Below are 19,622 nucleotides of genomic sequence, written 5' to 3' on the forward strand. Positions count from 1 at the left end.
GGGTGTTCGTGCCGTCGGCACCGATCGGATTGCCCGTCGGCCCCTGGCACCCGGGCTGACCTGCGCTCCCCGCCCGCGGAGCGGGGGCCCCGCCGACCTAGGCGGTCCGGCTCCGGCCGTCGACGCCCGGCCGGGACCGGGCGAGCGCCCACACCCCGGCGGCGGCGACGAGCAGGGCCGTGAGGGCCGCGGCGACGCCGACCACCTCCGAGCGCAGCTCGCCGGTCAACCGTCCCGAGGCCACCCAGGCGGTGCCCCAGACGACGGCCGCGGCCAGGCCGAGCTGGAAGAGCCGCTGGTCGGTCCGCCGCAGCAGGAGGGTCGCGATGACGACGACGGCGGCGAGCACCGCGACGGTGACCCAGGTGGACAGGGCGCTGTCCGTGGCCACGCCCAGGCCGACCAGCCAGGAGGCGATGTTGGCGCAGGTCGCGACGCAGATCCAGCCGAGGTAGAGCCCGAAGGTCGCCGACACCCAGACGTCCGCGCCGACGCCCTGCCGCGGCAGGCCGGAGGTCGCGCGCAGCACCAGGCCGAGCGAGACGACGATGCCCAGCATCACGAGCACGGACACGAGGACCCACCCGGCGAAGACGACGAGCAGCCAGATCCCGTTGAGCGCGATGGCCGCCGCGGCCGGGACCCGGGTGGCCCGGGCCCAGCGCGAGCCGGCGACGGCCGGCAGCCACTGCCACACGACGTAGCCGGCCAGACCGAGGTAGATCACCGACCAGATGGAGAAGGCCGGACCCTGCGGCGCGATGAGCGTCGCGCTGTCGGAGAAGAGGCCACCGCCCTGCGTCTCCACGCCGCCACCGGCGACGAGGCCGGTGCCGAGGAGCGTGCCGCCGACCCACACGACGGCGGCCACGGTCACGAGGACCTGCTGCGCGCGGGTGCTCACGGCAGGTCGACGACGGTCGGGCCGGCGTCCTCCTGGTCCCCCCTGCCGGTGATCATCTTGAGGGTGTCGACGGCCGTCCCGACCAGCGACCCCCCGCCCCAGTACATGACGGTGTCGCCGTTGACCTTCAGCACGACGTTGTCCGGGTTGTCCGGGCCGCCCTCCATGAAGGCGTCGGCGCCCTTGGACCACAGCTGCTCCACCAGCTCTCGGTCCTCGATGACGGTGGCGCTCCCGGCGAGGGAGACCCACGCCTTCGCCGAGGAGTAGGCGACGTTGACCTTGGGGTGGGCCTGCACATCGGTCACCACGGCGCTGCTGGCGCGCACGAGGAAGAGCACGTCGCCGTCCTCCTCGTGCACCTGGGTCGACAAGGGCCGGCTGGTGAGCCGGCCGTCGTCGGAGCTGGCGTCGACGGTGGTGAGCATGGCCACGTCCATGGTGGACATGACCTCGTGGGCCTCCTTCACCGCCTCGGGGTCGGAGGTGACGGTCACCGGGTCGGACGGGCTGGAGTCGTGGTGCTCGGTCATGGGTATGCCTCTCGGTCGCTGCGGGCTGGGGTGTCGGTCAGGGGGTCGGTGGCCACGGGTGGTGGGTCGCCGGCACCGGCCGAGGCCGTGCTGAGCTCTCCCCGGACGACGCTGAGTCCACCGTGCGACGGGTCGCCGTCGAGCTCTTCCCGGGAGATGTCGACGACCGGGTACTCGTCCAGGTCGACCGCTGCCGGGAGGCTGAACTCCGCGGTCGTGCCCGAGATGACGCCGACGGTCACCAGCCCGCTGACGTCCGGCCGCAGCAGCCACACCTCGAGGTACCCCGACCCGGTGTCGGGCAGCTCGTCCAGCTGCACGCGCAGGCGCCGCTCCCCGTCGACGCTGACCACCTCCGCGCTGCCGTCGACGGCCCCGCCGGCGTCGGGCAGCTCCTGCAGCGTGGCGTCGGCGACCACGATCTCCTCGCCCTGCTGGCCCGCGCCCACCACCTCCGTGCCCACCCACGCGACGAGGGCACCGGCCGCGGCCGCCGCGAGCAGGGGCCAGCGGCCGGGTCGACGGCGTGCGCCCGCAGCTCGCGCGCGGCGTCGGCGCGGGGCGAGCTGGTCCGCGCCCTCGATCTCCGCGCGGATGCGCTCCCACACCGCGTCCCCCGGCGTCTCGGACAGATCGCCGCCGCGCGCCAACAGCTCCTGCGCACGGTCCGGCGTGACGTCGTCGGCGGGCCGTCCGGCATACCGCTCATCGTGGTTCATCGCGCACCTCCGAGAAGAGTTCGGAGCCGTGCCAGGGTTCGGTTCGTATGGGTCTTGACCGTGCCCAGCGGCAGGTCGAGCCGCTCGGCGATCTCCCGCTGCGTGAGGTCCTCCACGTAGGCGAGCAGGATGATGCGGCGCTGCGGGTCGCCGATGCGCTCCAGCTCCTCGTAGATGGTGAGGAGGTCGGTGCTGTCGGCCGCTGTCCAGGCGCTGCCGTCGGGGACGTCCTGCTGCTCGCGGGCGACGGCCACGGGGACCTGGCGCTGACGGGCGCGCAGCTGGTCGGCGATGCGGCGCCGGGTGATGCCGACCAGCCAGGCACCGAGCGGAGCCGCATCGCGGTCGTAGGTCGCGCGCCCGCGCCAGGCGGACACGAAGACCGCCTGGGTGACGTCGTCGGCGTCGTCCGGACCCACGGCGCGCCGGGCGAGGCCGCGGACGAGCCCGCCCCACCGGCGGTAGGCACGCTCGAGCGCTTCGGGCTCGGCGTTCTCCCACGCCACGGCGATCGCGTCGTCATCGCCGTCCTCCACGCTCATGACGCAACCCTAGGCGAACCGGCGCGCGCCGCGAGCACGGTGTGCTTGGGTCGACGCTATGCCTTCCCCCGTCGCGCCTCGCCTGACCACCCTGCTCGAGCCGCTGGCCGGCGGCCCGCTGCCGGTCCATCTCGTCGCCTGGGACGGGTCGACCGCGGGCGCCGACCCGCGCTCGCACCCGACCGTGCGGCTCACCACCCCGCAGGCCCTGCGGCGTCTGCTCTGGGCACCCGGCGAGCTCGGCGCCGCGCAGGCCTTCGTCACCGGCGAGGTCGTCGTGGAGGGCGAGCTCGGAACGGCCCTGACCCAGGTCCGGGACGAGCTCGCGCGCCGCGCCCCCCGGCCGACCCCGGCCCAGCGGGCCAGGGCGGTCGCCGGGCTGGGGCTGCTCGCCAAGGACCTCGGCCTCATCGGGCGACCGCCCGCGCCACCGGCCTCCCAGGCGGTCGTCCGGGGACGCCTGCACAGCCTGACCCGCGACCGGGCGGCGATCAGCCACCACTACGACCTGTCCAACGACTTCTACGAGCTCGTCCTGGACGCGCAGATGGCCTACTCCTGCGCCTACGTCACCGCCGACGGGGCGGACCTGCTCCGCGGCCGGGAGGACGCGGCATACACCCTCGAGCAGGCGCAGTCCGACAAGCTGGAGCTGGTCTGCCGCAAGCTCGGGCTGCACACCCGCCGGGAGCAGCGGCTGGCCGACGTCGGGTGCGGCTGGGGCTCGCTCACCCTGCACGCCGCCCGGGAGCACGGCGCCCGGGTGACCGCGGTGACCATCAGCCGCGAGCAGCAGGCCTTCGTGCACGCCCGTGCCGGCGAGCAGGGCGTGGGCGACCTGGTCGACGTGCGGCTCCAGGACTACCGGGAGGTGCCGGAGTCGGGCTTCGACGCCGTGGCCTCGATCGAGATGGGCGAGCACGTCGGCGACCGGAACTACCCGACGTACGCCGCGACGCTGCACCGGCTGGCCGCCCCGGGCGCGCCGGTGCTGGTGCAGCAGATAAGCCGGCCGGGCCGCAACCCTGGCGGGGGGCCCTTCATCGAGTCCTTCATCGCCCCGGACATGTCGATGCGGCCGGTCGGTGCCACGGTGCAGCTGCTGGAGCGGGCGGGGCTGGAGCTGCGCGGCGTCGAGGCGCTGCGCGAGCACTACGTCTGGACCATCCGCTCCTGGGAGGAGCGGCTGCGACGTCGGCGCGAGGACGTCGTCGACCTCGTCGGGGAGGAGGTCACCCGGGTCTGGGAGCTCTACCTCGCGGGCGCGGCCTGGACCTTCGCGGCGGGCCGGATGGGCGTGGACCAGCTGGTCCTGCGTCGGCCCGAGGGCTGAGGTCGGGCCGCCGGGCTCACGGGGCCGGCGTGGCGGTGATGACGAGGTTGTCGGTGTAGCTCCCGGCACGCTCGGACCACTCGCCGGTGCAGGTGATGAGCTGCAGGCGCTGCTCTCCCTCACGGTCGAAGAGGTCATCGACGGGAAGCTCCTTCTTGTCGGTCGTCCGCCGTGCGGTGACGACGTAGTCGAGCTGGGAACCGTCCTCCCGGACGATGGTGACCGGGGTGCCCTGCTCGGCGCTGGTGAGGGCCAGGAAGGCTCCGGGGCCCGCGCGGTCGTCCACGTGGCCGGCGATCACCGCAGAGCCGTCCTCCCCCGGGGCCGGACCGTGGCGGTACCACCCGGCCCGGTCGGCGTCCTCGGGGATCTCCATGAGCCCGTCGCCGGTGACGCCGACGGCGTCCAGGGGCACGTCCAGGCCGAGGGTGGGAGCCAGCAACCGCGTGGGGGCCGGTTGGCCCTGCGCCGCTGCGGCCTCCACCGAGGCGTCCCGGACGTCGGGTGGGGGCACGACGACCCGCGGGGCGTCACGCCCCGCGGGTGCGTCGTCCCCTCCGCCCCCCGGCGGCGCCGCGGTGGGGACAGGGTCCACCGCGGCGCCCGGTGCTGCCGGACCGATCGAGGGCGCCGGGGCGGGCGACCCGAAGTCGGCAGCAGCCGGGAGCGGTCCTCGCTGCAGGCCCCAGAGGGCCCCGACGACGACCGCGAGACTGAGGAGCAGGGCCGCCGCCGCGGCCGGCGAGAGCCGGCCGCGGCGGGGCTGGGTCCGGTGCAAGGGTCAGGCGACCTCGCGACGGACCAGGCGACTGCCGGCGAGCACCGCGCCCGCAGCGCCGGCCATGAGGAGCACGGTCAGCACGCCGGTCGAGGTGGCGATCCCACCCTGACCGGAGGGCACGCCACCCGGGTCGCCGTGCAGACCGTCGATGGTCTGCACCGCCAGGTCGAGGGTGCCCTCCTCGGCGGAGCCCCACGCGTAGACGATCGTGTTGGTGCCCTCGGCGAGGTCCAGGTCGGCCGGGCCGATGACGACGTCCTCGGTGCCCGCGAGCACCACGTCGGCCGACACGGTGCCGGCGTCGAGGTTCAGAACCTCCTCGTTGGGGTTGGTCAGCCCCTCGATCACCGGGCTACCACCCGCACGGACGTCGACCGCCGGGGCGGCGGCGGCGTGCCGCACGGTGAGCCGCGACTGACCCGCGTCCAGCGTCGAGGTGTCGTTGGCGAAGGCGGACAGCATCGGGGTCCCGTCCTCGGCCAGGTGGGCGGCCAGGGTGAGGTTCGCACCGCCCGGCACCTCCAGGCCCTCGGCGGAGATCGCCGGCTCGGCGGACTCGGGGTCGTCGCCGTCGGCGTAGACCTCCACGTCGTAGGTTCCCTCGGGGAGCATGAGGGGGTCGGTCAGCGTGCCCGGCTCGAAGTCGGGGACGGTCTCCTCGCCGTTCACGTAGACGTCGACCGTGAGGCCGGGTACGGCGTGCAGCACCGAGACGGTCGCCTCGTGGTTGTCGGCCATGGCCGGGGTGGCGAAGGCCGCCGTACCGGCTCCGGCCAGTAGTGCCGCCGTGGTGGTTGCAGTGATCTTCCGCATGAGGGGTGCTCCTTCATCGCAGCTGGGGCAGACCTGTTCTGCCCTCACCCCCTACTACGTCCGGGCACCCGGCTGCGGATTCAGCCTTTGTCCACAGTTTGTGTGAAAGCTGTGGAACCTGCCCGCATTCTGCGGTTGCGCGTGGTCCTCGGGGCGGTCCATAGTGGAAAACATTGGACACACCTTCAACGTGTTCCCGACGCAGAGGAGCTGGGCATGAGCGAGCAGCACGGACAGATGACCGGGACGAGCGGCGAGGCCGTCTCCTGGACCGACCTCGGCAAGGAGATGTGGGACTACCTGACCGGGCAGGGCGCGGCGATCAATTACACGTTCCAGGACATGTCGGTCGAGGTGCCCCGCGACACCGGCCCGGACGCACCGCGCGCGACCTGGAAGCTGGACGGCACGCTGCGCATCACCACCGAGGACCGCGAGCACCAGGGCTGAGTGATGGCTGAGCAGCTGCGGGTCGAGGCCGACCTCACGCTCACCGTCTCCACGTCGCCGTCGGGCGACGGCACCCAGGACGACGGGTTGACGGCCCGCATCCGGGGTACCGGGTCCCAGATCGAGGTGACGCTGGACCGGCTGGTCGGCCTGCCGCTCGGCATGGGCAGGCGGCAGGCTGCCGACCTCGCCTCCGACGTCGGCGCCCTCGCGGCCGGGGCCGGGCTGACCGTCGTCGTGTCCGGCCCGGACGGACCGGTGCTCGCCTTCGGCGACGTCCGCTCCAGGCTCCTGGACCGCGCCGTCACCGGCTCGCGGCACGTGGCGGTACGAGACCGCAGGGCGGCACTGCGCATGCTGCGGCGCTCCGGCGAGGCGGGCCCGTCGCTGGCCGACCTCACACCCCCCAGCACCCCGTGGCCCCCCGTCCCCATCGTGCCGTCGGGGCGGCGGCGCCGGGTCACGACGACCCACGACCCGCTCGGCCGGGGTGACCCACGGCTCGTCTACTACCTGCCCCCCGGTCCGGAGCAGGGCAGCCCGCGGCAGACGGCACACCTGCGCCGGGGCACGACCACCATCGGTGCCGACCCGGACAGCGACGTCGTCATCCCGGGCCTGGCGGCGCACCATGCCGAGGTCCGGCGCAACCCGGCCGACGACGAGTACCTCGTGCACGCCGTCGACGGGGACGTGTCGGTCGCCGGGGCGGTGGTCGGCGAGGGTGTCGTCCTACGCACCGGGGCCACGGTGACCTGTGACGAGCAGCGCTTCGTCTACGTCCGCGAGGAGTTCGCCGACCACGGCCGGCCCTACGGCGGCCGTGAGGGCGGGGAGTTCAGCCGGCAGCGACCGCAGCGACGACCGGACCACTACGAGCGCTGAGGCGCGGGCTCCCCGCGACCCGGCCCGCGCTCAGGCGAGGAAGCCGCGCAGCAGGGAGGCCGTGCCCTCCAGGTGCTCGCGCATGGCCTCCGTCGCCTCCGCGGGCCGGCCGGCCAGGACCGCCGCCACGACCGTCTCGTGCTGGACGGTGGAGTGGACGAGGTTGGGTGGCAGCAGGGGGATGCGGTCCAGCATGCCGGTGACGCGGTCCCGGACATCGGCCACGACCCCGGCCAGGCTGGGCGAGCCGCTGAGCTCGGCCAGGGTGAGGTGCAGCCGGGCGTCGAGCGGGCGGTACTGCTCCACCCCGGCCGCGGCGCAGTCCGCCGCCACGCCCCGCAGCCGATCCCGCTGCTCGACCGCGAGGTCCCGGGCGGCGGCCAGTCCGGCCGCGGCGGGCTCGACGATGGCTCGCACCGTGAGCAGGTCGTCGACCTCCGCCGGGTCCAGCGCCCCCTCCCCCCGACGAGGGGGCAGCGTGGACGCGACGTGGGTGCCGCCGTACCTGCCGCGGCTCACCGTGACGTAGCCCGCCTTCTGCAGCTCGCCCAGGACCTCCCGCAGGGTGGTCCTCGAGACCCGCAGCGACTCGGCCAGCTCCCGCTCGGCCGGCAGCTTGGCCCCGGGCGGGAAGGTGCCCAGGTGCAGCAGCCGGAGCAGGTGCTCGGTCGTCTCCTCGAAGACGTTGCCGCTGCGCACCGGCCGCACCCACGGTGGCTCTGAGGAGGACATACGTCCAACCTAGGCTGCTGGACCCCTTGACGGGGTCGCCCGGACCCCACCAGACTCGACCCACACCAATGGACCACACCTGATCCATTGATCTCAGGGAAGGCTTCCCCATGGCCAAGCGCAGGGTCGACTACCAGAACGTCGCCGAGGACTACCACCAGCACCGGCAGCTCAAGAAGGGGGCTGCCGGCTGGGTGCTGCTCGCCGGCCTGGGGGTCAGCTACGTCATCTCCGGTGACTTCGCGGGCTGGAACTTCGGCATCGACGAGGGGGGTTGGGGCGGCCTGCTCATCGCCACGGTGCTCATGGCGGTGATGTACACCTGCATGGTCCTCGGGCTGGCCGAGATGTCCTCGACGCTGCCCACCGCGGGCGCCGGCTACGGCTTCGCCCGGCGGGCGCTGGGCCCGCTCGGGGGCTACGCGACCGGCGTGGCCGTCCTCATCGAGTATGCCGTCGCGCCCGCCGCCATCGCCGTGTTCATCGGCGGCTACGTCGAGGCCCTGGGGCTGTTCGGGTTGACCAACGGCTGGCCGATCTACCTCGTCGCCTACCTCATCTTCATCGGGCTGCACGTGTGGGGCGTCGGCGAGGCGCTCAAGGTGATGTTCGCCATCACCGCCGTCGCCGTCCTGGCCCTGCTGGCGACGGTCGTCGGCCTGCTGCCGCACTTCCGGGTCGAGAACCTCTTCGACATCGCCGCGACCGACGCCGCGGGGGCCAGCAGCTTCCTGCCCTACGGCTTCGCGGGGGCGCTCGCGGCGCTCGTCTACGGCATCTGGTTCTTCCTCGCCGTCGAGGGTGTGCCGCTGGCGGCCGAGGAGACCTCGGACCCCAAGCGCGACATGCCCCGCGGCATCATCGTCGCCATGGGCGTCCTGCTCGTCTTCGCCGCCCTCATGCTCCTGCTCGTGCCGGGCTCGGCGGGGGCGGACACGGTGCGCGACTCGGACAACCCGCTGCCGCTGGCCCTGCGCACGGCCCTGGGCGAGGACTCCGCGATCGCCGGGTTCGTCAACTACGCCGGGCTCGCGGGGCTCGTCGCGAGCTTCTTCTCCATCATCTACGCCTACTCCCGGCAGCTGTTCGCCCTCTCCCGCGCCGGCTACCTGCCCCGCGTGCTGTCGCTCACCGGGTCGCGCCAGACCCCCTGGGTGGCCCTCCTGGTGCCCGGCACCATCGGCTTCCTGCTCGCCGCGATCACGCAGAACGGCGCCCTGCTCATCAACATCGCGGTCTTCGGGGCCACCGTGTCCTACGTCCTGCTCAACCTGTCGCACATCGTGCTGCGGCGCCGCGAGCCCGATCTCGAGCGCGGCTACCGCACCCCCGGAGGCACGGTGACGACCGGCATCGCGCTCGTCCTCAGCGTGGTGGCCGTCATCGCCACCTTCGTCGTCGACATCCTGGCCGCCGGCATCACGGCCGCCGTCTTCGCCGCGTTCGTCGCCTACTTCTGGTTCTACAGCCGCCACCACCTCGTCTCCTCCGCCCCGGAGGAAGAGTTCGACCAGATCAGCTCAGCCGAAGGAGACCTGCGATGACCCACCCCCGCAGCGAGCGCATGCTCACCGTGGACCAGCTCCGGGCGGGGGTCGCCGACGAGAGCATCGAGACGGTGATCGTCGCCTTCACCGACATGCAGGGCCGGCTCCAGGGCAAGTACCTGCACGCCCCCTACTTCGTCGAGCACGCGCTGGGGCACGGGGTCGAGGGGTGCAACTACCTGCTGGCCGTCGACCCCGAGATGAACACCGTCGACGGCTACGCCATCTCCTCCTGGGAGGCGGGCTACGGCGACATGGAGTTCACCCTCGACACCGACACCATCCGCCGGGTCCCGTGGCTGGAGCGCACGGTGATGGTGCAGTGCGACCTCGCGCTCACCGACGGCTCCCCGGTCCCCATGTCCCCGCGCTCCATGCTGGCCTCCCAGGTCGAGCGCGCGGCGGGGCACGGGTGGTCGGCGGTCGCCGGCACCGAGCTGGAGTTCGTCGTCTACCGCGACTCCTACGAGGAGGCCTGGTCCAAGGGGTATACCGGTCTCACCCCGGCGAACCAGTACAACGTCGACTACTCGATCATCGGCTCGGGCCGGGTGGAGCCGCTGCTGCGCCGCATCCGCAGCGACATGTACCAGGCCGGCATGACCGTCGAGTCGGCCAAGGGCGAGTGCAACTTCGGCCAGCACGAGATCGGCTTCCTCTTCGACGAGGTCGTCACCACGTGCGACAACCACAGCGTCTATAAGACCGGCGCCAAGATGATCGCGGCCCAGCTCGGTCAGTCGCTGACGTTCATGGCCAAGCCCAACGAGCGGGAGGGCAGCTCCTGCCACATCCACCTCTCGCTGCGCGGGCTGGACGGGTCGACGGTCTTCTGGGACGAGGGCGGGCGCACCGCGCTCTACGACCACTTCATCGCCGGCGTGCTCGCGACGATGCGCGAGTTCACCCTCTTCTACGCCCCCAACATCAACTCCTACAAGCGCTTCGCCCAGGGCTCCTTCGCGCCCACGGCCGTGGCGTGGGGGCAGGACAACCGCACCTGCTCGGTGCGCACCGTGGGCGAGGGCTCCGGCGCCCGCATGGAGAACCGCGTGCCCGGTGGGGACTGCAACCCCTATCTCGCGGTCGCGGCGATGATGGCCGGCGGACTGCACGGGATCGAGCAGGAGCTCGAGCTGGAGCCGATGATGACCGGCAACGCCTACGAGTCCGACGCGCCGCTCGTGCCGCACACCCTGCGCGAGGCCCGTGACCTCTTCGCCGCCTCCGAGGTGGCCAGGGAGGCCTTCGGGCAGGACGTGGTGGACCACTACGTCAACATGGCGGACATCGAGATCACCGCCTTCGACGCGGCCGTCACCGACTGGGAGCTGCGGCGGGGGTTCGAGCGCCTGTGACCGACCGCCCACGGATCGGGCTGACCACCTACTACAAGGAGGCGGCCTGGGGAGTCTGGCGACGGCCCGCGGCGATCGTGCCGGCCGTCTACGTGGAGGGCGTCGCCGCCGCCGGCGGCACCCCGCTGCTGCTGCCGCCCGTGGGGTCCGACCCCTCGGTGCTGGACGTGCTCGACGGGCTGGTCCTCATCGGCGGGGCCGACGTCGACGCCGCGCAGTACGCCGGGACACCCCACCCGAGCACCGCGCCCGAGCCGGTGCGCGACGCCCCCGAGCTCGCGCTGGCGCGCGCGGCCCTGCAGCGGGGGGTGCCGTTGCTCGCGATCTGCCGCGGGGTCCAGGTGCTCAACGTCGCCCTGGGCGGCACGCTCGACCAGCACCTGCCGGACCGGCTGGGGCACACGGCATACCAGCCGAGCCCGGGCATCTTCGGCGAGGTGACCTTCCGCACCGAGCCCGGGTCCCGCATCGCCGAGGTCCTGGGGCCGGAGGCGGCCTCGCCGTGCTACCACCACCAGGGGGTGGACCGGGTCGCCGACGGGCTCGTCGTCACGGCGCGCTCGGCCGACGGGGTGGTGCAGGCCCTGGAGCCGGCGGAGGCCCCTGGCTGGGCGGTCGGCGTGCAGTTCCACCCCGAGGAGAACCCCGCCGACCGCCGTCTCTTCCACGCCCTGGTCCACCAGGCCACCACCCGCACCACCACCCCCCGGCGTGGACACAGCCATCCGGGGGACGGGCACCGGGAACCGATGTCCAGACCCGCAGCAGGAGAGGAGAGATCGACCGCATGAGCACCACCGATGTCGTCGACCCGGCCACCGAGGAGGTCATCACCACCCTCGAGCTCGCCGACGAGGAGCGGACCGACGCCGCCGTCGAGGCGGCCTACCGGGCCTACCAGACCTGGCGCGAGGTGAGCCCCGCCGACCGTGCGCGGCTGCTGCGCCGCTTCGCCGCGGTCGTCGACGACCACGTCGAGGAGCTGGCCCGGCTGGAGGTCGCCAACGCCGGCCACACCATCGGCAACGCGCGCTGGGAGGCGGGCAACGTCCGTGACGTGCTGGCCTACTACGCCGGCGCCCCGGAGCGGCCCGGCGGCGAGACCATCCCGGTGGACGGTGGCGTGGCCATGACCTTCGCCGAGCCGCTCGGGGTGGTGGGGGTCATCGTGCCGTGGAACTTCCCCATGCCGATCGCCGGGTGGGCCATCGGGCCGGCGCTCGCCGCCGGCAACACCGTGGTCCTCAAGCCCGCGGAGCTGACCCCGCTCACCGCGCTGCGGCTGGCCGAGCTGGCCCTGGAGGCCGGGATCCCCGAGGGCGTGCTGCAGGTGCTCCCGGGCGCCGGGTCGGTCGTCGGCGAGCGCTTCGTCACCCACCCGCTCGTCCGCAAGGTGGTCTTCACCGGCTCGACGGCCGTCGGCAAGCGGGTCATGGCCGGGTGCGCCGACCAGGTCAAGCGGGTGACCCTCGAGCTCGGCGGCAAGAACGCCAACATCGTCTTCGCCGACGCCGACCTCGACGCGGCTGCCGCGGCCGCGCCCGGCGGGGCCTTCGACAACGCCGGCCAGGACTGCTGCGCCCGGTCGCGGCTGCTCGTGCAGGCCGAGGTGCTCGACGCCTTCCTGGAGCGGCTCGAGCCCGCGGTGCGCGGCTTCGTGTGCGGACCACCGGGCGACGACGCCAGCGGTATGGGCCCGCTCATCTCCGCCGGCCAGCGGGAGACGGTCGCGGGTTACGTCCGCGACGCCGAGGTGCTCCTCCAGGGCAGCGCCCCGGACGGCCCCGGCTTCTGGCACCCGCCCACCGTGCTGCGGACCCGGGCCGAGGACGACCCCGCCTTCACCGAGGAGATCTTCGGGCCGGTGATCTCGGTGCTGCCCTTCCGCGACGAGGAGGACGCGCTCCGGATCGCCAACGACACGGCCTACGGGCTCGCCGGCTCGATCTGGACGCGAGACGTGGGACGGGCGCTGCGGGTCGCGCGGCGGCTGGAGGCGGGCAACCTCGCCGTCAACAGCCACGCCTCCGTCCGGTACAACACCCCCTTCGGAGGCTTCGGGCAGTCCGGGCTCGGCCGCGAGCTGGGACCGCACGCGCTGGACGCCTTCACCGAGACCAAGACCGTCTTCATCGCCACCGGCGACTGACCGACCAGGAACGAGGCACGACATGAGCACGAGCATCGACCTGACCCAGCGCCTGGCCGGCCGGGTCGCCGTCGTCACCGGAGGCGCCAGTGGCATCGGCCTGGCCTCCGCCCGCCGCCTGGCTGCCGAGGGCGCCCGCGTGGTCCTCGCGGACATCTGCGAGCAGTCCGTCGGCGAGGCGCTGGCGCAGGACCTCGGCGGGCTCTTCGTCCGCACCGACGTCACCGACGCCGAGCAGGTGGAGCGGCTGTTCGCCACGGCCAAGGAGACCTACGGCGGCATCGACATCGCCTTCAACAACGCGGGCATCTCGCCGCCGGAGGACGACTCGATCCTCACCACCGACCTGGACGCCTGGCGGCGGGTCCAAGAGGTCAACCTCACCAGCGTCTACCTGTGCTGCCGGGCTGTGCTCCCGCACATGCTCGAGCAGGGTCGCGGGTCGATCATCAACACGGCCTCCTTCGTGGCGGTCATGGGGGCGGCGACCTCGCAGATCTCCTACTCCGCCTCCAAGGGCGGGGTGCTGTCGATGACCCGGGAGCTCGGCGTGCAGTTCGCCCGCGAGGGCATCCGGGTCAACGCGCTGTGCCCCGGGCCGGTCGACACCCCGCTGCTGACCGAGCTCTTCGCCTCCGACCCCGAGCGGGCGCAGCGGCGGCTGGTGCACGTGCCGATGGGGCGCTTCGGCCGGCCCGAGGAGATGGCCGCAGCCGTGGCCTTCCTCGCCAGCGACGACAGCTCGTTCATGACGGCGGCCGAGTTCCTCGTCGACGGCGGGATCAGCTCGGCCTACGTCACGCCCCTGGCCGACTGACCGCGGCGGGCGGCGGAGGGTGCGCCTACGCTCAGCCCATGGCCGAAGGTCACGCCGTCCACGGGATGGCTGCGCGGGTGCGCCGGCTGGTCGGTCAGCCGGGGCGGTCCTCGGGGCCGCCCAGCGAGGCCTTCGACCCGGCCGTCCTCGACGGGCTGGCGGTCCGGGGCGCCGAGGCGCACGGCAAGCACCTGCTCGTCCGGCTGGCCGACTCCCCGTCGACGGTGCACCTCCACCTCGGCATGCACGGTCGCGTCTCGGTGCGTCGCCACCGGCGGGCCCTCGGCGCGGACGGTCTGCCCCGGACCGACCCGCCGACGCCTGAGGGTCTGGCCTGGAGGTTCCTCACGGCCACCTACCGGCTCGAGGTGACCCGGCCGACCATCTGCGAGGTGCTGGACGGCGAGGAGGTGGCGGCGCTGCACGACCGGCTCGGCCCGGACCCCCTGCGCGACGACGCCGACCCCGAGGCGGCGGTCGCTCGCCTGCACCGCTCACGGCGGGCGCTCGGAGTGCTGCTGCTCGACCAGGGAGTCGTCTCCGGCATCGGCAACGTCTACCGGGCCGAGCTGCTGTGGCGGGCCCGGATCGACCCGCACTCGCCCGGCCGGGCGGTCCCGGTCGCGGCGCTGGAGGCGCTGTGGCGGGACGCCATCGACCTGATGGCGGTCGGACTCGGAGCGGGCTGGATCGTCACCGACCCCCGGCAGCTCAGCGACGCGCGGGACCTGCTCACCCGCGGGGCGTCCGTGCCCCGCTGGCGCCGGCGCTACGCCGTCTACCTGCGCCGTGGCCGGCCCTGCCCACGCTGCGGAGAGACGGTCCGCGCCGAGCGGATGGGCCTGCAGACGGCCTACTGGTGCCCCGGTTGCCAGGTGCTGCACGGTTGAGGGTGGGGCTGCCGCGCGGGTCGGGTTGCCGCCGGACCTCGCCCGGGTGTCAGGGGTCCGTGCGGACCAGGAGGGTGTCGGCGAAGCCGTCGACGTCGGCCCCGTCGGGTCGGCTGACGAAGGCGTAGTCGCCCTCCTGGTCGGGCGCCTCGAAGGTGACGAAGGTCCGGGCGGGGACGTCGACGTCGAAGGCCGTGCCGGAGCCGTCCGCGGTGAGCGTGGCGGCGGCGTCGCTGCTGTTGTAGACGGTGACCCGCTGACCGGGCCGGACGGCCGCGGTGACGTGGAAGCGCTCGTCGTCCACGAGGACGGTGACCGACAGGTCGCCGTGGTCGTGCCCGCTCATGTCCTCGACGACAGGGCCCGCGTCGGGGCCGTCCTCGGCCCCCGCGGGGTCGTCCCCGCCCTGCGGGACGCCCTCGTCCCGGTCCGTTCCCGGCGCCTCCGCCTGCGGCCCGGGGTCCGCCGGCGCGGCGCTCTGCGGGGCACCGACCTCCGGACCGGGCGACGAGACGGGGGCCGGGGACGCGCCGAGCGCCACCGAGACCGCGACCGTCACCGTCATCAGGGCGACCTCCACGACCCCCAGACGCACGAAGGCCCCGGGCCTGCCGGCCGTCAGCGCCGGGAGGGCGGCCCGGCGGTGCTGCGCGCCCAGGAGGGCGAGGACGGCCAGCAGCAGGCTCTTGGCGACCAGCAGGTGCACCCACCCCTCGCCGGCCCAGGACCAGGAGGGGGTGCCACCGACGAGCAGGGCCGACGCCACCCCGGACAGCAGGAGCAGCAGGACGCAACCCAGGGCCAGGGCGCTGAACCGGCGCACCGCGAGGACGCTCTCGACCCGCCCACGCCCGTGCAGCAGCAGCGCCGCGAGACCACCCACCCACAGACTCGCGGTGAGGACGTGGACCGAGAGCGCCAGCACGGCGGGCACGTGGTGGTCGGCCGCCGCCGAGTGGCCGGCCAGCACGCTGGGGAGGAGGACGGCCCCGCACGCGGCAGCCAGGAGCACCCCCGCCGTCGGGCGGACCCCGCGCGGGTGCCCACGGACCAGCACGGAGCTGCCGACCGCGACCAGGAGCAGCAGGACGGTCACGTCCAGCGCGGCCCGGCCGACCGGCAGCGCGGTGAGCACCGCCAGCACGGACTGGGTGGACAGCCGCCAGACCGGCACGCCGTAGATCGTGCTCACCGTCAGCACCAGGGCCACCAGCTCGGCGGCCAGCCAGCCGGAGGCCGTCCAGGAGGCACCGCGCAGCGACCCCAGGGACCCCGGTGAGGGCCCCGCGGGGCCCCGGGGGGCGAGCACCGCGGGGAAGAGCAGCTGACCGATGGTGAGGACGGCCAGCACCCGGACCGCCAGGTCGGCCACCGGCAGTCCCCAGCCGGTCAGGGCACCCGCGTCGGGAAGGCCTCCGGGGGGCGGGCTCGGCGTCCCGCCACCGACGACGAGGGCGACCACCAGGACCACGAGGGGCCCGGCGACCAGGACCGCGGCGGCTGAGCGGACCCGGGGAGACCACGGCGCTGCGGGAGCGAGCGAGCGGGCGGACGGCCGCCCGAGCTCACGCGCGTCCTCGACCGCAGCGTCCCGGCGGCCCGTGGGGGGACGCTCCAGGGGAGACAGGGCCACCGGTCACGCCTCGCGGGCGAAGACGATGACGTTGTCGTCGAAGTGGCCCGTGGTGTCGGAGAAGGTGCCGCCGCAGGTGATGAGACGCAGCTCGGGTCCAGGGGTGTTGCCGTAGACCTGGGCGGTCGGGAAGGAGTCCTTCGGGAACTGCTGCAGGTCGTAGATCTCGAAGATCGCGGTGCTGCCGTCGGCACGGGAGACCTCGACGGTGTCGCCGACCTGCAGGCGGGCGAGGTCGAAGAAGACGGAGGGGCCGGCGGCGCCGCTGACGTGGCCCAGGAGGACGGCGGGGCCGTCCTGGCCCGGGCGGGGGGACCCGTCGTACCAGGCGGCGGAGTCGTAGTCGTCTCCCTGGGGGACCTCGAGCGCACCCTCGGTGTCGAGCCCGAGGTGCAGCAGGTGCGAGGTCACGCCGATGGCGGGGATGGAGACCGAGGCGGGCTGGGCGACCGGGGACGGTGGCTCCTCGGCGGCATCCTCCGGCCCGGCGGCCGCGGCGTCCTGCTCGGCGCCGGCGGCGGCGTCCTCGGGGCTGGAGTCCTGCGTGGCGCCGGGGTCGTCGGTGTCGTCGGCATCCGGGGTGGGTGCGTCGGGCCGGCCGGCCGGCGCCGCGGGCGCCGGGACGCTGCTGACGGAGGGGTTCTCGGCCAGGCTCGGGGGGGCCGGGGCGGGCGCGGGCCCGGAGGCCCCGACCGCCACGGCGGTGCCGCCCCCGAGCAGGAGCACGAGGGCGGTCGCCGTGGGCAGCAGGCGACCGCGACGCCGGGCGGCACGGTGCGCGCCCGGCCGCCCGACGTCGTCAGTCATCAGCTGGTCCTGGTCCGCTCGCGGTCAGCCCTGGTCGGCGCTGCGACGACGCGACACGAGCAGCGCACCACCCGCGGCGAGGGCCACACCACCGGCAGCGATCAGACCGAGGTTCTGACCGTCGACGGGAGCCTGACCGGTCTCGACACCACCACCGGGCACGCCACCCATCTGGGAGACCTCGACGACACCGCACAGCGCGGGGTCGGTCGCCTCACCGGGCAGGGCGGGGTCCAGGTCGGACATCCCGCGGTCGCCCTCGTCGTAGGCGCCGCTGCCGTCGTGGTCCACACCGTGGACGACGACGACGGCCTCACCGTCGGCGAGCGCGTCCGCGGTCTCCTGGTCGACCTCGACCCCACCGCGGGAGTAGCTGACGTCGTCACCGACGCCGAAGCGGTCCACCGCCAGGCCCGAGTCCGGGCTGGTGTCGCCCTCGGTGGTCAGCGACACCTTGATGCCGCCGTAGGAGGGCGCGCCCTCGGTGGTGGTGAGGAAGCCGTCGCCGTCCGCGTCGTCCTCGGCCGTGGGGCACATGTTGGCCGCGTCCCCGGCGTAGTGGATGTGCGCGGCGTGCGGGGCCTCCGCCAGCAGGCCCTGGTAGGCCAGGGTGAAGTCCAGCGTGGTGCCGTTCATCGTGATCATCGCCGAGCCCGAGCCGGGCGCGTCGTTGACGGGCACCGGCTGCAGGTCAGCCATACCCTCACCGGCAGTGGACGAGGCCAGCGCCGGGGCCGCGGTCATCATCAGGACGGCCGCACCAGCGGCCGGGACGGCGAGAAGCTTGCGAGAGAAGTTCATCGAGACATTCCTTCTGTTCGGCCCGCAGCACGGCATCGTGCGCGCCTACAGGCGGTGGACACCCCCGAAAGCAGGGGCTGCAGCAGGCATTCGGTGCCGACCGCCTGGGCGGATTGGACCGGTTCGACGTTTTTTCTCCCGCGGCGGCGCGCACGTCTCGTCGGGACCTCGGCCGCGGCTGGGCCTCAGTCCGGCGGGTCGTGCGGACCCGGCCCCGTCGGCGCCTCGTCCGGACGGTGCGGGTCGGGGTCCTCGCGCCTCGCCGGGTCGGACGCCGGCGGCGGACCGGGGCTCTTCGGGCTCGTCGGGGCGTCCTCGTGCGGAACGGGGTCGGAGGGGCGGTCGGGACGGCCAGGCTCGGTGCTCTCGGTGCTCATGTCAGCTCCCCTGAGAAGGGCGGTGGGTGGTGCAGCAACTCCGACCGTACTCCCGCGCCGACCCGCGTGCGGGCTGGATCACCCGGCCGGGGCGGGGGCGCCGGGCGACCGGCGCCGGGACGGGCTACCGTCGGCCCATGACCGACCCCTCCCGCACGGCGGCGGCCCTCGCCGCCGGGTACGCCGACGGCTCGCTCTCCCCGACCGACGTCGTGACCCAGGTGCAGCAGGTCGTCGACGAGCGGGAGGAGCAGCTCAACGCGTTCGCCGTCCGCGACCCGGTCGACACCACGCTGGAGCAGGCGGCGGCGTCGGCGCTGCGCTGGGAGCAGGGACGTCCCCTCGGCCCGCTGGACGGCATACCGGTCACGCTCAAGGAGAACCTCGCCCGCGCGAGGGTGCCGATGACCATGGGCTGCGCGGGTGTCACGCCGGTCGTCCCGGAGACCGACTCCCCGGTCGCCCGCCGCTGCCGCGAGTCGGGGCTCGTCGTCCTCGGCTCCACCGTCATGCCGGACTGGGGGATGCTCTCCTCCGGCGTGTCCAGCCGGCACGGCATCACCCGCTCCCCGCTGGACCCGACGTGGACGACCGGCGGGTCCAGCTCTGGCGCGGGCGCCGCGGCGGCCGGCGGCTACGGCCCGCTGCACGTCGGCACCGACATCGGCGGCTCCGTCCGGCTGCCCGGCACCTGGCTGGGGCTGGCCACCCTCAAGCCCAGCGCCGGTCGGATCCCGCTGCACGCGCCCTACCTCGGTCGGGTCGCCGGGCCCCTGACGCGCACGGCCCGGGACTGCGCCCTGCTCATGTCGGTGCTCGCCGGCCCGGACGCGGTCGACTGGACGTCGCTGCCGGAGCAACGGACGCGGTGGCAGGACCTCGACCTCGACGTCGCCGGGCTGCGCGTCGCGGTGTGGACGCAGGCCGGGTATGGCATGGAGCCCGATCCCGAGGTCGTCGCCGCGGTGGAGGGCGCCGCCGGGCGGTTGGCCGACGCGGGTGCGCAGGTGAGCAGGGTCGGGCCGTGGCTGACCCAGGACCTGCTGGACGGGGTCAACCTCTTCTGGCAGGCGCGGTCCTGGGCGGACTTCTCCCGGCTCGACCCGCAGGCGCAGGACCGGGTGCTGCCCTTCATCGCCGACTGGGTGACCCGGGCGGGTGACCTCACCGGCACCGAGGTCATGGACGCCTACCACTGCTTCGCCGAGGTGCAGGCCCGCACGGTCGCCGCGTGGGCCGCCGCCGGCGACCCGGACGTGCTCCTGTCGCCGGTCGCACCCGGGGTGGCGTTCCCCGCCGAACAGCCCATGCCCTACCCCGACGACGGACGCGGCATGTGGCACATCAACTTCACCATGCCGTGGAACATGACCGGCCAACCGGCCGGGACGGTCGACACCGCCCGGACCGCCGAGGGGAAGCCGGTGGGCGTGCAGGTCGTCGGCCGGCCCTTCGACGACCTCGGGGTGCTGCGGGTCATGCACCAGCTGGAGGCGGACCGCCCGACCCCCGGCTGACCGGCGTCGGGGAGGGCCCGGAGCCCACGACCAC

At 74.1% G+C, this 19,622-nt stretch carries 21 protein-coding genes; 10 read left to right on the top strand and 11 right to left on the bottom strand.

Annotated features, from left to right (window positions below):
• Positions 1-97: 97 nt before the first annotated feature.
• Genes Q0795_RS08255 through Q0795_RS08270 form a run of 4 tightly spaced genes read right to left on the bottom strand, consistent with a single transcriptional unit; the run spans position 98 to position 2,698 of the window.
• The gene (locus Q0795_RS08255; RefSeq protein ID WP_298888716.1) at positions 98-904 is read right to left on the bottom strand and encodes a TspO/MBR family protein; all 807 of its coding nucleotides are present in this window, start codon (positions 902-904) and stop codon (positions 98-100) included.
• Positions 901-1,437 carry a pyridoxamine 5'-phosphate oxidase family protein gene (locus Q0795_RS08260; protein WP_298888718.1) on the bottom strand — a complete coding sequence of 179 codons (537 nt, stop codon included), beginning with the start codon at positions 1,435-1,437 and terminating at the stop codon, positions 901-903. The genes Q0795_RS08255 and Q0795_RS08260 overlap by 4 nt, the downstream gene beginning before the upstream one ends.
• Positions 1,434-2,156, bottom strand: coding sequence for an anti-sigma factor (locus tag Q0795_RS08265; protein ID WP_298888720.1), 723 nt, complete (start codon positions 2,154-2,156; stop codon positions 1,434-1,436). The genes Q0795_RS08260 and Q0795_RS08265 overlap by 4 nt, the downstream gene beginning before the upstream one ends.
• Positions 2,153-2,698 carry a sigma-70 family RNA polymerase sigma factor gene (locus tag Q0795_RS08270; RefSeq protein WP_298888722.1) on the bottom strand — a complete coding sequence of 182 codons (546 nt, stop codon included), beginning with the start codon at positions 2,696-2,698 and terminating at the stop codon, positions 2,153-2,155. Before Q0795_RS08270 ends, Q0795_RS08265 begins: the two co-directional genes overlap by 4 nt.
• Before the next feature lie 58 nt (positions 2,699-2,756).
• On the opposite strand from Q0795_RS08270, the gene Q0795_RS08275 reads away from it, so the two are divergent.
• Positions 2,757-4,031, top strand: a complete 1,275-nt coding sequence (locus Q0795_RS08275; RefSeq protein ID WP_298888724.1) for a class I SAM-dependent methyltransferase — start codon at positions 2,757-2,759, stop codon at positions 4,029-4,031.
• A 16-nt stretch (positions 4,032-4,047) separates the two neighbouring features.
• On the opposite strand, the gene Q0795_RS08280 is transcribed toward Q0795_RS08275, so the two are convergent.
• Complete coding sequence (locus Q0795_RS08280) at positions 4,048-4,809, bottom strand: class F sortase (RefSeq protein ID WP_298888726.1); 762 nt, start codon at positions 4,807-4,809, stop codon at positions 4,048-4,050.
• A 3-nt stretch (positions 4,810-4,812) separates the two neighbouring features.
• Positions 4,813-5,625 (bottom strand): DUF4397 domain-containing protein, encoded by an 813-nt coding sequence (locus tag Q0795_RS08285; protein WP_298888727.1) that lies wholly within the window; start codon positions 5,623-5,625, stop codon positions 4,813-4,815.
• A 216-nt stretch (positions 5,626-5,841) separates the two neighbouring features.
• Between Q0795_RS08285 and Q0795_RS08290 the strand changes: the two genes are divergently transcribed.
• Together Q0795_RS08290 and Q0795_RS08295 are read left to right on the top strand one after the other, a co-directional pair.
• Positions 5,842-6,075, top strand: coding sequence for a hypothetical protein (locus tag Q0795_RS08290; protein ID WP_298888728.1), 234 nt, complete (start codon positions 5,842-5,844; stop codon positions 6,073-6,075).
• A gap of 3 nt (positions 6,076-6,078) precedes the next feature.
• Positions 6,079-6,960 (top strand): FHA domain-containing protein, encoded by an 882-nt coding sequence (locus tag Q0795_RS08295; RefSeq protein ID WP_298888730.1) that lies wholly within the window; start codon positions 6,079-6,081, stop codon positions 6,958-6,960.
• Positions 6,961-6,990: 30 nt separating this feature from the next.
• On the opposite strand, the gene Q0795_RS08300 is transcribed toward Q0795_RS08295, so the two are convergent.
• Positions 6,991-7,692 carry an FCD domain-containing protein gene (locus tag Q0795_RS08300; RefSeq protein ID WP_298888733.1) on the bottom strand — a complete coding sequence of 234 codons (702 nt, stop codon included), beginning with the start codon at positions 7,690-7,692 and terminating at the stop codon, positions 6,991-6,993.
• Positions 7,693-7,802: 110 nt separating this feature from the next.
• On the opposite strand from Q0795_RS08300, the gene eat reads away from it, so the two are divergent.
• From eat to Q0795_RS08330, 6 genes are read left to right on the top strand one after another with little or no spacing between them, the layout of a single operon-like run.
• Positions 7,803-9,236 (top strand): ethanolamine permease, encoded by a 1,434-nt coding sequence (eat, locus tag Q0795_RS08305; protein ID WP_298888735.1) that lies wholly within the window; start codon positions 7,803-7,805, stop codon positions 9,234-9,236.
• Positions 9,233-10,597 (top strand): glutamine synthetase family protein, encoded by a 1,365-nt coding sequence (locus Q0795_RS08310; protein WP_298888737.1) that lies wholly within the window; start codon positions 9,233-9,235, stop codon positions 10,595-10,597. The genes eat and Q0795_RS08310 overlap by 4 nt, the downstream gene beginning before the upstream one ends.
• Positions 10,594-11,388: a gamma-glutamyl-gamma-aminobutyrate hydrolase family protein gene (locus Q0795_RS08315; RefSeq protein WP_298888739.1), complete on the top strand. Its 795-nt coding sequence runs from the start codon at positions 10,594-10,596 to the stop codon at positions 11,386-11,388. The genes Q0795_RS08310 and Q0795_RS08315 overlap by 4 nt, the downstream gene beginning before the upstream one ends.
• Positions 11,385-12,746, top strand: coding sequence for an aldehyde dehydrogenase family protein (locus tag Q0795_RS08320; protein ID WP_298888741.1), 1,362 nt, complete (start codon positions 11,385-11,387; stop codon positions 12,744-12,746). Before Q0795_RS08315 ends, Q0795_RS08320 begins: the two co-directional genes overlap by 4 nt.
• Before the next feature lie 40 nt (positions 12,747-12,786).
• Entirely contained in the window at positions 12,787-13,563 is a 777-nt protein-coding gene (locus tag Q0795_RS08325) for a 3-oxoacyl-ACP reductase (RefSeq protein WP_298888843.1), read from the top strand.
• A gap of 38 nt (positions 13,564-13,601) precedes the next feature.
• Positions 13,602-14,453, top strand: a complete 852-nt coding sequence (locus Q0795_RS08330; protein ID WP_298888742.1) for a DNA-formamidopyrimidine glycosylase family protein — start codon at positions 13,602-13,604, stop codon at positions 14,451-14,453.
• 49 nt (positions 14,454-14,502) lie between these two features.
• On the opposite strand, the gene Q0795_RS08335 is transcribed toward Q0795_RS08330, so the two are convergent.
• The 4 genes from Q0795_RS08335 to Q0795_RS08350 form a co-directional block, all read right to left on the bottom strand.
• Positions 14,503-16,086: a CopD family protein gene (locus tag Q0795_RS08335; protein ID WP_298888744.1), complete on the bottom strand. Its 1,584-nt coding sequence runs from the start codon at positions 16,084-16,086 to the stop codon at positions 14,503-14,505.
• A gap of 3 nt (positions 16,087-16,089) precedes the next feature.
• Complete coding sequence (locus tag Q0795_RS08340; RefSeq protein WP_298888746.1) at positions 16,090-16,893, bottom strand: class F sortase; 804 nt, start codon at positions 16,891-16,893, stop codon at positions 16,090-16,092.
• A 24-nt stretch (positions 16,894-16,917) separates the two neighbouring features.
• Positions 16,918-17,694 (bottom strand): CHRD domain-containing protein, encoded by a 777-nt coding sequence (locus Q0795_RS08345; protein ID WP_298888748.1) that lies wholly within the window; start codon positions 17,692-17,694, stop codon positions 16,918-16,920.
• 185 nt (positions 17,695-17,879) lie between these two features.
• Positions 17,880-18,071 (bottom strand): hypothetical protein, encoded by a 192-nt coding sequence (locus tag Q0795_RS08350; RefSeq protein ID WP_298888750.1) that lies wholly within the window; start codon positions 18,069-18,071, stop codon positions 17,880-17,882.
• A gap of 137 nt (positions 18,072-18,208) precedes the next feature.
• Between Q0795_RS08350 and Q0795_RS08355 the strand changes: the two genes are divergently transcribed.
• Positions 18,209-19,588: an amidase gene (locus Q0795_RS08355; RefSeq protein WP_298888751.1), complete on the top strand. Its 1,380-nt coding sequence runs from the start codon at positions 18,209-18,211 to the stop codon at positions 19,586-19,588.
• Positions 19,589-19,622 lie beyond the last annotated feature (34 nt).

This window comes from uncultured Serinicoccus sp. (assembly GCF_947487915.1).
Classification (GTDB): domain Bacteria; phylum Actinomycetota; class Actinomycetes; order Actinomycetales; family Dermatophilaceae; genus Ornithinicoccus.

Excerpts from the sequence above, each read along its gene's own strand:
- Q0795_RS08260 (WP_298888718.1), bottom strand. The coding sequence starts at position 1,437 with ATGACCGAGCACCACGACTCCAGCCCGTCCGACCCGGTGACCGTCACC.
- Q0795_RS08265 (WP_298888720.1), bottom strand. The coding sequence starts at position 2,156 with ATGAACCACGATGAGCGGTATGCCGGACGGCCCGCCGACGACGTCACG.
- Q0795_RS08270 (WP_298888722.1), bottom strand. The coding sequence starts at position 2,698 with ATGAGCGTGGAGGACGGCGATGACGACGCGATCGCCGTGGCGTGGGAG.
- Q0795_RS08275 (WP_298888724.1), top strand. The coding sequence starts at position 2,757 with ATGCCTTCCCCCGTCGCGCCTCGCCTGACCACCCTGCTCGAGCCGCTG.
- Q0795_RS08285 (WP_298888727.1), bottom strand. The coding sequence starts at position 5,625 with ATGCGGAAGATCACTGCAACCACCACGGCGGCACTACTGGCCGGAGCC.
- Q0795_RS08290 (WP_298888728.1), top strand. The coding sequence starts at position 5,842 with ATGAGCGAGCAGCACGGACAGATGACCGGGACGAGCGGCGAGGCCGTC.
- Q0795_RS08295 (WP_298888730.1), top strand. The coding sequence starts at position 6,079 with ATGGCTGAGCAGCTGCGGGTCGAGGCCGACCTCACGCTCACCGTCTCC.
- Q0795_RS08300 (WP_298888733.1), bottom strand. The coding sequence starts at position 7,692 with ATGTCCTCCTCAGAGCCACCGTGGGTGCGGCCGGTGCGCAGCGGCAAC.
- eat (WP_298888735.1), top strand. The coding sequence starts at position 7,803 with ATGGCCAAGCGCAGGGTCGACTACCAGAACGTCGCCGAGGACTACCAC.
- Q0795_RS08310 (WP_298888737.1), top strand. The coding sequence starts at position 9,233 with ATGACCCACCCCCGCAGCGAGCGCATGCTCACCGTGGACCAGCTCCGG.
- Q0795_RS08320 (WP_298888741.1), top strand. The coding sequence starts at position 11,385 with ATGAGCACCACCGATGTCGTCGACCCGGCCACCGAGGAGGTCATCACC.
- Q0795_RS08330 (WP_298888742.1), top strand. The coding sequence starts at position 13,602 with ATGGCCGAAGGTCACGCCGTCCACGGGATGGCTGCGCGGGTGCGCCGG.
- Q0795_RS08340 (WP_298888746.1), bottom strand. The coding sequence starts at position 16,893 with ATGACTGACGACGTCGGGCGGCCGGGCGCGCACCGTGCCGCCCGGCGT.
- Q0795_RS08345 (WP_298888748.1), bottom strand. The coding sequence starts at position 17,694 with ATGAACTTCTCTCGCAAGCTTCTCGCCGTCCCGGCCGCTGGTGCGGCC.
- Q0795_RS08350 (WP_298888750.1), bottom strand. The coding sequence starts at position 18,071 with ATGAGCACCGAGAGCACCGAGCCTGGCCGTCCCGACCGCCCCTCCGAC.
- Q0795_RS08355 (WP_298888751.1), top strand. The coding sequence starts at position 18,209 with ATGACCGACCCCTCCCGCACGGCGGCGGCCCTCGCCGCCGGGTACGCC.